The sequence below is a fragment of the Thauera phenylacetica B4P genome (assembly GCF_000310225.1).
GTDB lineage: Bacteria > Pseudomonadota > Gammaproteobacteria > Burkholderiales > Rhodocyclaceae > Thauera > Thauera phenylacetica.
This window is the reverse complement of sequence record NZ_AMXF01000144.1, coordinates 1-10,276: the sequence shown is the minus strand read 5'-3', so window position 1 is coordinate 10,276 and position 10,276 is coordinate 1. Positions and strand designations below refer to the sequence as shown.

The 10,276-nt window shown below is 67.2% G+C and carries 9 protein-coding genes; 7 read left to right on the top strand and 2 right to left on the bottom strand.

Annotated elements, in window-relative coordinates:
- From nuoL to C667_RS15730, 5 genes are all read left to right on the top strand, one after another.
- The coding region (gene nuoL, locus C667_RS15750) for an NADH-quinone oxidoreductase subunit L (protein WP_004368844.1) at nt 1-1,839 on the top strand (1,839 nt) is incomplete at its 5' end.
- A 74-nt stretch (nt 1,840-1,913) separates the two neighbouring features.
- Nucleotides 1,914-3,395 carry an NADH-quinone oxidoreductase subunit M gene (locus tag C667_RS15745; protein WP_004368842.1) on the top strand — a complete coding sequence of 494 codons (1,482 nt, stop codon included), beginning with the start codon at nt 1,914-1,916 and terminating at the stop codon, nt 3,393-3,395.
- 48 nt (nt 3,396-3,443) lie between these two features.
- Nucleotides 3,444-4,913: an NADH-quinone oxidoreductase subunit NuoN gene (gene nuoN, locus C667_RS15740; RefSeq protein ID WP_004368841.1), complete on the top strand. Its 1,470-nt coding sequence runs from the start codon at nt 3,444-3,446 to the stop codon at nt 4,911-4,913.
- 7 nt (nt 4,914-4,920) lie between these two features.
- Nucleotides 4,921-5,253, top strand: a complete 333-nt coding sequence (locus C667_RS15735) for a DUF2818 family protein (RefSeq protein ID WP_039921807.1) — start codon at nt 4,921-4,923, stop codon at nt 5,251-5,253.
- The gene (locus C667_RS15730) at nt 5,250-5,819 is read left to right on the top strand and encodes an NUDIX domain-containing protein (protein ID WP_004368837.1); all 570 of its coding nucleotides are present in this window, start codon (nt 5,250-5,252) and stop codon (nt 5,817-5,819) included. The genes C667_RS15735 and C667_RS15730 overlap by 4 nt, the downstream gene beginning before the upstream one ends.
- A 25-nt stretch (nt 5,820-5,844) precedes the next feature.
- Here C667_RS15730 and C667_RS15725 read toward each other — a convergent pair whose 3' ends face one another.
- Nucleotides 5,845-7,122, bottom strand: a complete 1,278-nt coding sequence (locus tag C667_RS15725) for a GNAT family N-acetyltransferase (RefSeq protein WP_004368835.1) — start codon at nt 7,120-7,122, stop codon at nt 5,845-5,847.
- A 287-nt stretch (nt 7,123-7,409) separates the two neighbouring features.
- Between C667_RS15725 and C667_RS15720 the strand changes: the two genes are divergently transcribed.
- Nucleotides 7,410-9,038 carry an NAD+ synthase gene (locus tag C667_RS15720; protein ID WP_004368833.1) on the top strand — a complete coding sequence of 543 codons (1,629 nt, stop codon included), beginning with the start codon at nt 7,410-7,412 and terminating at the stop codon, nt 9,036-9,038.
- Between the two features lie 16 nt (nt 9,039-9,054).
- Complete coding sequence (locus C667_RS15715) at nt 9,055-9,393, top strand: P-II family nitrogen regulator (protein ID WP_004304463.1); 339 nt, start codon at nt 9,055-9,057, stop codon at nt 9,391-9,393.
- 35 nt (nt 9,394-9,428) lie between these two features.
- On the opposite strand, the gene C667_RS15710 is transcribed toward C667_RS15715, so the two are convergent.
- A partial coding sequence (locus C667_RS15710; RefSeq protein WP_004368817.1) for a Smr/MutS family protein occupies nt 9,429-10,276 on the bottom strand: 848 nt, incomplete at its 5' end.

The following is a 10,276-nucleotide window of genomic DNA, read 5'->3' as shown; positions in this document are numbered from 1 at the left end:
GGCACTATCTACACCTGGATGCAGGCGGGCGGCATCGACTTCGAGGTCGGTTTCCTGATCGACTCGCTGACGGTGATGATGATGCTGGTGGTGACCTTCGTGTCGCTGATGGTGCACATCTACACCATCGGCTACATGTCGGAAGATCCCGGCTACCAGCGCTTCTTCAGCTACATCTCGCTGTTCACCTTCTCGATGCTGATGCTGGTGATGTCCAACAACTTCCTCCAGCTCTTCTTCGGCTGGGAGGCGGTTGGCCTGGTGTCCTACCTGCTGATCGGCTTCTGGTACGAGCGCCCGACGGCGATCTACGCCAACATGAAGGCCTTCCTGGTCAACCGCGTGGGCGACTTCGGCTTCCTGCTCGGCATCGGCCTCGTCGCCGCCTACGCCGGCAGCCTCGACTACGCCGAGGTGTTCGCCAAGGCCAAGGAACTCTCCGTGACCGAGATGGCGGTGACCGGCTGGCCGCTGCTGACAGCGATCTGCATCTGCCTCTTCATCGGTGCGATGGGCAAGTCCGCCCAGGTGCCACTGCACGTGTGGCTGCCCGACTCGATGGAAGGCCCGACCCCGATCTCGGCGCTGATCCACGCGGCGACCATGGTGACCGCAGGCATCTTCATGGTGGCGCGCATGTCGCCGCTGTTCGAGCTCTCCGACACCGCACTGTCCTTCGTTCTCGTGATCGGTGCGACCACGGCGCTGTTCATGGGCTTCCTCGGCATCGTGCAGAACGACATCAAGCGCGTGGTGGCCTACTCGACGCTGTCGCAGCTCGGCTACATGACGGTCGCGCTCGGCGTCTCGGCCTACTCGGCCGCGGTGTTCCACCTGATGACGCACGCCTTCTTCAAGGCCCTGCTGTTTCTCGGCGCCGGCTCGGTGATCATCGGGATGCACCACGACCAGGACATGCGCAACATGGGCGGCCTGCGCAAGTACATGCCGATCACCTGGATCACCTCGCTGCTGGGTTCGCTCGCGCTGATCGGTTTCCCGCTCTTCTCGGGCTTCTACTCGAAGGACTCGATCATCGAGGCGGTGCATGCCTCGACGATCGGCGGTTCCGGCTACGCGCTGTTCTGCGTGCTGCTCGGCGTGTTCATCACCGCGTTCTACTCCTTCCGCATGTACTTCCTCGTCTTCCACGGCGAGGAGCGCTTCGGCAAGGCGCATGACCATGCAAACCACGATCACCATGGTGACCACGACGACGAGGAGCCCTCGGCGGACCACCACCATGGTCTGGCGCCGGGCCAAAAGCCGCACGAGTCGCCCTGGGTGGTGACCCTGCCGCTGGTGCTGCTGGCGGTGCCTTCGGTGTTGATCGGCTTCTTCACCATCGATCCGATGCTGTTCGGCGAGTGGTTCAAGGGGGTGATCTTCGTCGGTGACAACCACGTCGGCCTGAAGGAAATGGCAGCGAACTACCACGGCCCGTTCGGCATGGCGCTCCACGGCCTGCAGACCGCGCCCTTCTGGCTGGCGATGGGTGGCGTTGGGCTTGCCTGGTTCTTCTACATGAAGCGTCCGGACATCCCGGCTGCGATCCAGCGCACCTTCAAGCCGATCCACACGCTGCTCGAGAACAAGTACTACTTCGATCGCTTCAACGAGATCTTCCTCGCCGCCGGTGCGCGCCTGCTCGGACGCGGCCTGTGGAAGGCGGGCGATCAGGCCCTGATCGACGGCGTGGCGGTGAATGGCTCCGCGCGCCTGGTGGGCTGGATGGCGCAGATGTCGCGCCTCTTCCAGACCGGTCACCTGTACCAGTACGCCTTCATGATGATCATCGGCGTGTTCGTGCTGCTCACCTACTGGTTCAACCGGGGCTGAGACGGGCACGCAGGGACGGAATCACATAACAAGATCGAACGCGCCGCTCGCGGCGCACTGAACGGAAAGCAACGATGACGGACATTCCTCTCCTCAGTCTGGCGATCTGGGTACCGATTATCGGTGGCCTGCTGGTGCTCGCGACCGGCTCGGATCGCAACGCTCCGCTGGCGCGCATGCTCGCCTTGGCGGTCGCCGTGGCTGGCTTCGTCGTGACGATTCCGCTCTACACGGGCTTCGACGTCGGGACCAGCGCGATGCAGTTCGTGGAACTGCAGTCCTGGGTGCCGCGCTTCAACATCAACTACCACCTCGGGGTCGATGGCATCTCGGTGCTGTTCTTGCTGCTCAACGCCTTCATCACCATCATCGTCGTGGTGGCGGGCTGGCAGGTGATCCAGAACAAGGTCGCGCAGTACATGGCCGCGTTCCTGATCATGTCGGGCCTGATGAACGGCATCTTCTCGGCGCTCGACGCGGTGCTCTTCTACGTGTTCTTCGAGGCCTCGCTGATCCCGCTCTACCTGATCATCGGCATCTGGGGCGGCGCCAACCGGGTGTACGCCGCGATCAAGTTCTTCCTCTACACGCTGTTCGGCTCCCTGCTGATGCTGATCGCGCTGCTCTACCTGTTCATGCAGTCGGGTGGCAGCTTCAGCATCCTCGACTGGCACCAGCTGCCGCTGCCGATGGAGCCGCAGATCCTCATCTTCCTCGCCTTCCTGGTCGCCTTCGGCGTCAAGGTGCCGATGTGGCCGGTGCACACCTGGCTGCCCGATGCCCACGTCGAGGCGCCCACCGGCGGCTCTGTGGTGCTGGCCGCGATCGCACTGAAGCTCGGCGCCTACGGCTTCCTGCGATTCTCGCTGCCGATCGTGCCCGACGCGGCGAACGAGCTCGCGCCGCTGGTGATCGCGCTCTCCCTGATCGCGGTGGTGTATATCGGCTTCGTCGCGCTGGTCCAGGCCGACATGAAGAAGCTGGTGGCCTACTCGTCGATCTCGCACATGGGCTTCGTCACCCTGGGCTTCTTCATGTTCAACAGCCTCGGTGTCGAGGGCGCCCTGGTGCAGATGATCTCCCACGGCTTCGTTTCGGGCGCGATGTTCCTGTGCATCGGCGTGCTCTACGATCGCCTGCATTCGCGCCAGATCGCGGACTACGGCGGGGTGGTGCACACCATGCCCAAGTTCGCCGCCTTCTTCATGCTCTTCACCATGGCGAACTCCGGCCTCCCGGCCACCTCCGGCTTCGTCGGCGAGTTCATGGTGGTGCTCGGCGCGGTCCAGTACAACTTCTGGATCGGTTTCGTCGCCGCCACGACCCTGATCCTCGGCGCCGCGTATTCGCTTTGGATGTACAAGCGAGTGGTGTTCGGCAAAGTGGCCAACCCCCACGTCGCCGAACTCGAGGACATCAACGGTCGCGAGTTCGCCTTCCTCGCGGTACTGGCGGTGTGCGTGCTGGCGATGGGCCTGTACCCCTTCCCCTTCACCGAAGTGATGCACGCCTCGGTCAATGAACTCCTGCGGCATGTTGCCGTGAGCAAGCTCTGAGCGCTGCCCGGCGCGAGCGCACGAGACACTTTACGGACTGGTCAGAAGATGAATTTCGTCGTCCCCGACTTCTACCCCGCAGCGGCCGAGATCTTCGTGGCCGTGATGGCCCTGGTGGTCATGCTGGCGAGCACCTTCGCGCGCAGCATCGCCCGCAACCTGGCCTACCTGCTCACCCAGGCGACGCTGATCGTCGCGGCCTTCATCACGATCTTCACGATGGAGGGGGAGGTGGTCCTCACCTTCAGCAACCTGTTCATCAGCGACCTGCTGGGTGACGTGCTGAAGTTGATGATCTACTTCTCCACCGCGATCGCGCTGCTCTACGGCCGCGGCTATCTCGCCGACCGCAAGATCGACAAGCCCGAGTACTACCTGCTCGCGCTGCTGATGACGCTCGGCATGATGGTGATGGTGACGGCGAACCACATGCTGCCGATGTACATCGGCCTCGAGATGATGTCGCTCGCGTTGTACACGATGGTCGCCTTCGATCGCGACTCGGCACGCTCCACCGAGGCGGCGATGAAGTACTTCGTGCTCGGCGCGCTCGCCTCCGGCCTGCTGCTGTACGGCATGTCGATGGTGTACGGCGCGACCGGCACGCTCGAGTTCTCGGGTGTGGCGCAGGCGCTCTACAACCAGACCGCCAACCAGAACGTGCTGATGTTCGGCCTCGTCTTCCTGGTCGCCGGTATCTGCTTCAAGCTCGGCGTGGTGCCCTTCCACATGTGGGTGCCCGACGTCTATCAGGGCGCTCCCACCGCGGTGACGCTGGTGATCGCCACCGCGCCCAAGCTCGCCGCGTTCGCGATGGCGGTGCGCCTGCTGATCTGGGCGCTGTTCGACATCGCCGAAGAGTGGCAGATGATGCTGATGCTCGTGGCCGCCGCCTCGATCGTCCTGGGCAACCTGGCCGCGATCGCGCAGCAGAACATCAAGCGCATGCTGGCCTACTCGGGTATCTCGCACATGGGCTTCATGCTGCTCGGCCTGCTCTCGGGCGTGGTCGAGGGCGATCGCCACTTCGCGCTCAATGCCTACAGCTCCGCGATGTTCTACGCGATCTCCTACGTGATCATGAGCCTGGCCTCTTTCGGCATGCTGATCCTGCTGTCGCGCGCCGGGTTCGAGGCCGAGAACATCGACGACTTCAAGGGGCTCAACAAGCGCAGCTCGTGGTACGCGCTGATGATGCTCTTCGTGATGTTCTCCATGGCGGGCGTCCCCTTCTTCATCGGCTTCTTCGCCAAGCTGTCGGTGCTGCAGGCGGTGGTCGCGGCCGGCTACTTCTGGCTGGCGGTGCTGGCGGTGGTGATGTCGGTAATCGGGGCGTTCTACTACCTGCGCGTCGTCAAGGTGATGTACTTCGACGATCCGGTCGATGAGTCGCCGATCCACGCTGCGCCCGAAGTGCGCGTGATGCTCTCGGCCAATGGCCTCGCGATCGCGGCTCTGGGGCTCGCCCCGCAGGCGCTGATGTCCTTGTGCGCGTTCGCGCTGCTGCGCTCGCTCTGACCCGGTGGTGGGTGCGGACGCCGGCGTCCTCCTGCTGTTGGCCATCGCCTTCACGATGGCCAACCTGCCCTTCGTCTTCGACCGCATCCTCTTCGTCCGCAAGCCGCCAGCCGGTGCCCGCAAGGGGCTCGGCTGGCGTTTTGTCGAACTGGTCCTGCTTTATTTTTTCGTCGGCGCGCTCGCCGCAGTGATCGAGGCGCAGTCCCACGGGCGGGTCTATGAGCAGGGCTGGGCGTTCTACGCCACCACGTTCTGCCTCTTCGTCGTGTTCGCGTTTCCCGGCTTCGCCTGGGCCTACCTGTGGCGTCCGGCACGCCACACGCCCGAGGGACGCGCGTGAGCGGGGCCGGGCACGACGCCCTTCACGAGCATACGCTGGAGAGCGAGCCGGTCTTCGAGGGCGCGCTGCTCAAGGTGTGGCGCGATCGCGTCGAGCTGCCGGACGGCAGCCACAGCGTGCGTGAATACATCCGCCATCCGGGTGCGGTGGTGGTGGTGGCGCTGGAGCAGAGCGGGGCGCTTGTGTTCGAGCGCCAGTTCCGCTATCCGCTGCAACGCGCCTTCCTCGAACTGCCCGCCGGGAAGATCGACGTCGGTGAGGATATCCTTGCGTGTGCGCGGCGCGAGCTGCGCGAGGAGACCGGCTTCGCCGCGGCCCATTGGGAATACGTCGGGGTGATGCACCCCTGCATCGGCTACTCGGACGAGCGCATCGAGGTCTTCTTTGCCCGCGGGCTGTGGCAGGCGGCGCGTGCACTCGATGAAGGCGAGTTCCTCGAGGTGCTGAGCCTGCGGGTGGACGAGGTGGAGCAGGCCATCCGCGCCGGACGCATCACCGACGCCAAGACGATCACCGCGTATTACCTCGCCTTGCCGCGCATCCAGGGGTGCTTGCAGGGACGCTGACGCGAGTCGCCGCCGGAGGGTGCGCTCAGCGTTGCGGGGGTGGTGCGCGTGCGGCGTCCGCATTCGGCCCGGTTCCTGCACTGCCCGGGGCATCCGTGTCGTGGCGGAACGGGCTGTGCTCGGCGAGTTCGTCCAGGTAGTGACCCACGCCCGCGCGCTCCCTCGTCAGCCAGTCGTCCACCGCGCCGCGAAAGCGCGTATCTGCAAGCCAGTGCGCCGAGTAGGTGCGTACCGGGAGCAGGCCGCGGGCGAGCTTGTGTTCCCCCTGGGCGCCGCCTTCGAAGCGCGCCAGCCCGTGCTCGAGGCAATACTCGATGGCCTGGTAGTAGCACAGCTCGAAGTGGACGAAGGGCAGGTCCTCGACACAGCCCCAATAACGCCCATACAGCGCCTCGCGATCGCACAGGAAGAAGGCCGCGGCGACCGGCTGGCGGTCGCGGCGCGCGACCAGCAGGCGCACGGCCTCGGGCATGCTGTGAGCCAGCCGCCCGAAGAAATCCGCGTTGAGGTAGGGCGTGGAGCGGTGCAGCGCGTAGGTGGTAGCGTAGCAATGCGCGAAGAAGGCCCAGTCCTCGTCCCGCGCCTCGTGGCCGTCCAGCCACTGCAGGTGGAGGCCGTGCGCGGCGGCGCGGCGGCGCTCCTGGCGGATCTTCTTGCGCTTGCTGCCCGCCAGGCTGGCGAGGAAGTCCTCGAAGCCAGCCCACCGCCGCGGCGGCACGGAGCACGCTGCACCGGCTCCCGGGGGCTCGGACTCGTTTGCGCTGGCGGGCGGGTTTTCCCAATGGAACTGCACGCCCTCGCGGATCATCAGCCCGGCGGCCTCCAGCAGCGCGCGCTCGTTATCGAGCGGGAAGAGCAGGTGCAGCGACGACAGGCCGCTCTCCCGCGCCTGCCCGAGCAGCGCGGCGAGCAGTTCCCGGCGTGCGCCATTGTCGCGACCGAGCAGGCGTGGCCCGGGAATCGGCGTGAACGGCACGGCTCCGAGCCACTTCGGGTAGTAGTCGAGGCCGTGGCGCTGGTAGGCCTCTGCCCAGGCCCAGTCGAAGACGTACTCGCCCCAGGAGTGCGCCTTGAGATAGAGCGGCATGGCCGCGCACAAGCTGCCGTCGCGCCAAAGGGTCGCGTGGGTGGCCGTCCAGCCGCTGCGCCCGCCCACGCAGCCGCTCTCCTCGAGGGCGCGCAGGAAGGCGTGGCGGACGCAGGGCGCGGCGCTGGCGGCGCTGGCGTCGACCAGGGCATCCCACTGGCGTGCGTCGATACGGGCGATGGCGGGGAAGAGTCGGAATCCGTCGGGCTGGGTCATGGAGCTTGGGGGTGTGGCGGCGGAGCTGGCTGCCTGTTTTTTGTGCAGTGCGACGATACGTCGCCGCGACAGGCACTTGCAAGCGCTGTCCACGACTTGTCCACAGGCTTGCACACCCTGGCTGTGGGTTTGTGGTCGATGGTCCGCGGATGCCCTCGCGCGCGGGGGCGAGGGCGCCCGGCCCGGAGGGCGTGGGGCCGCGCCCGCGCGAGGGCGTGTGCAAGCATGCGACGCGGCGCATGCGTGGCCTGTCGTGGAGCTTCGCCGAAGCGGTATAGTTCCGCCCCATGAACGTACATGCCCATGCCCCCGTCTCCATCGCCGTCGCCCAGCTCAACCTGACCGTGGGCGATCTCGTCGGCAACGCCGACCGCATCATCGCCGCGCTCGACGAAGCGCGCGCGGCCGGTGCGCAGCTGATGCTCACGCCCGAGCTCGCGCTCTCCGGGTATCCGCCCGAAGACCTGCTGCTGCGGGCGGATTTCTACCGCGCCTGCGCGCGCGAGGTCGAGCGCATCGCCGCCGCGGCGCAGGGGGTCACCGTGGTACTGGGCCACCCGGTGGAGGACGGCGGCGAGCGCTACAACGCGGCCTCGGTCCTGCGCGACGGCGCGGTGCTGGCGCGCTACCACAAGAGCCTGCTGCCCAACTACGAGGTCTTCGACGAGGAGCGCTACTTCGAGGCCGGCGGCACGGCCTGCGTGTTCGAGTGCGCGGGGGTGCGCTTCGGGCTCAACATCTGCGCCGACGTCTGGGAGCGCGGCCCCGCCGAGGCGGCGCGCGCGGCGGGCGCGCAGGTGCTGCTGGCGCTCAACGCCTCGCCTTATCACATGAACAAGCAGGCCCAGCGCCTGGAGGTGCTGCGCACGCGCGTCGCCGAGACCGGCCTGCCGGTCCTGTACTGCAACATGGTGGGCGGTCAGGACGAGCTGGTGTTCGATGGCGCCTCCTTCGCGCTCGATGCCCGCGGTGCGCTCGGGCTGCAGCTCGGCAGCTTCGTCGAGCGCGTGGCGATCGTCGCCTACGCCGCCGGGGCCTGGTCGGGCGGCGAGCAGGCCCCGGCGCGGACGCTCGAGGCCGAGGTGTACGAGGCGCTGCGCGTCGGGGTGCACGATTACCTCGCCAAGAATCGCTTCCCGGGCGCGATCATCGGCATGTCGGGCGGGATCGACTCGGCGCTGACCCTGGCGATCGCGGTCGACGCGCTCGGCGCCGACAAGGTGCGCGCGGTGATGATGCCTTCGCCCTACACGGCGCAGATGAGCCTGGACGACTCGCGCGACATGGTGGCGCGCCTGGGCGTGCGCTACGACGAGATCGCGATCGAGCCGGCGATGCAGGTCTTCGCCGGCTTGCTCGCCGAGCAGTTCGCCGGCCTGCCCGCCGACACCACCGAGGAGAACCTGCAGGCGCGCATCCGCGGCATGCTGCTGATGGCGCTCTCCAACAAGACCGGCGCGATCGTCCTGACGACCGGCAACAAGAGCGAGATGGCGACCGGCTACGCGACCCTCTACGGCGACATGGCCGGGGGCTTCGCAGTGCTCAAGGACCTCTACAAGACCTTCGTCTTCCGCCTGTCCAACTGGCGCAACACGGTGAGTCCTGTGATTCCGCAGAACATCATCGACCGTCCGCCCTCGGCCGAGCTCAAGCCCGACCAGAAGGACCAGGACAGCCTGCCGCCCTACGACATGCTCGACGCCATCATCCAGGCCTACATGGAGCGCGACGAGTCGCCGCGCGACATCGTCGCCGCGGGCTTTCCGGAGGGCGAGGTGCGGCGCGTGGTGGGCATGCTCAAGCGCAACGAATACAAGCGCCGCCAGGCGCCGGTGGGCATCCGCGTGACCCAGCGCGGCTTCGGCAGGGATTGGCGTTATCCGATAACATCCCGTTACCAGGACGAATTCTGAAAGAGGAGCAAGCCGGATGAAGAAGATCGAGGCGATCATCAAGCCGTTCAAGCTGGACGAGGTGCGCGAGGGCCTTTCCGAGGTGGGCATCACCGGCCTGACCGTGACCGAAGTCAAGGGCTTCGGCCGCCAGAAGGGCCATACCGAGCTCTATCGCGGCGCCGAGTACGTGGTCGACTTCCTGCCCAAGATCAAGGTCGAGGTCGTGCTCGCCGACGACATCGTCGACCAGGCGGTCGAGGCGATCGTGAAGGCCGCGCACACCGGCAAGATCGGCGACGGCAAGATCTTCATCACGCCGGTGGAGCAGGTCATCCGCATCCGCACCGGCGAGACCAACGAAGCGGCGATCTGAGCGCCGCGCGGCCGGGATCAGGCGCCTGAAAGCGTTCAGGCGCGTGGCGCGGCGTTCTGCGCGCGCAGCAGTACCAGCAGCGCGCCGCCGCCGCCATCGTGCGGGCCGGCCTGGCAGAAGGCGAGGATCTCCTCGCGCTGCGCCAGCCAGCCGCGCGACAGCTGTTTCAGGATCGAGACCTTGCCGGGCGAGCCGTGGCCCTTGCCGTGGATCACGCGGATGCAGCGCTTGCCCTGGGCGAGGGCGTCGTGCAGGAAGTCCGCCAGCGCGGCGCGCGCCTCGTCGCGGGTGAGGCCGTGCAGGTCGATCTGGCCCTGCAGCACCCAGCGCCCGCGGCGCAGGTCGGTCAGCACCCTGCGCGGCAGCCCGGTGCGCAGGAAAGCCGCCTCGTCGCCCATGTCGAGGCGATCCTCGAAGGTGAGCGGCGCGGCGAGCGATTCGTCGAGCGCCGCGCGTTCATCCTCCTCGCGCTTGAGCGGCGCCGGCGCCGGCTGCGGGCGCGCCAGCTCCACCCGGTTGCGGTCGGCGACCGGGCGCGCGTTGCCCACCACCGCACGAAAGAGCGCCGCCGGATCGCTGACGTCGGCGTCCGCGGGCAGCACGATCGCGTCCGGTCGCAGCGCCGGCGAGGGATGCATGCCGGGACCGTGGCGGGCATGGTGGCGCAGCGGCGTTTCGAGCGCCACCCGGCCGGTATCGCGCAGCGGCACCACGCCCTCGTAGGCGGCGCGCAGCGGGTCGGCCTCGGGGCGGGCGCGCACCGGCTCCACGGCCTCCTCGTCCTCCAGTGTTTGCGTCCGCGGCAGCGGGGCAGGGCGGGGGCGGTCGATCTCGACGCGGTCCGCGCCACGCACCGGGCGCACCGCCCCGACGCTGCGCCGGA

Coding starts and splice junctions, on each gene's coding strand:
- C667_RS15745 (WP_004368842.1), top strand. CDS start 1,914: ATGACGGACATTCCTCTCCTCAGTCTGGCGATCTGGGTACCGATTATC.
- nuoN (WP_004368841.1), top strand. CDS start 3,444: ATGAATTTCGTCGTCCCCGACTTCTACCCCGCAGCGGCCGAGATCTTC.
- C667_RS15725 (WP_004368835.1), bottom strand. CDS start 7,122: ATGACCCAGCCCGACGGATTCCGACTCTTCCCCGCCATCGCCCGTATC.
- C667_RS15720 (WP_004368833.1), top strand. CDS start 7,410: ATGAACGTACATGCCCATGCCCCCGTCTCCATCGCCGTCGCCCAGCTC.
- C667_RS15715 (WP_004304463.1), top strand. CDS start 9,055: ATGAAGAAGATCGAGGCGATCATCAAGCCGTTCAAGCTGGACGAGGTG.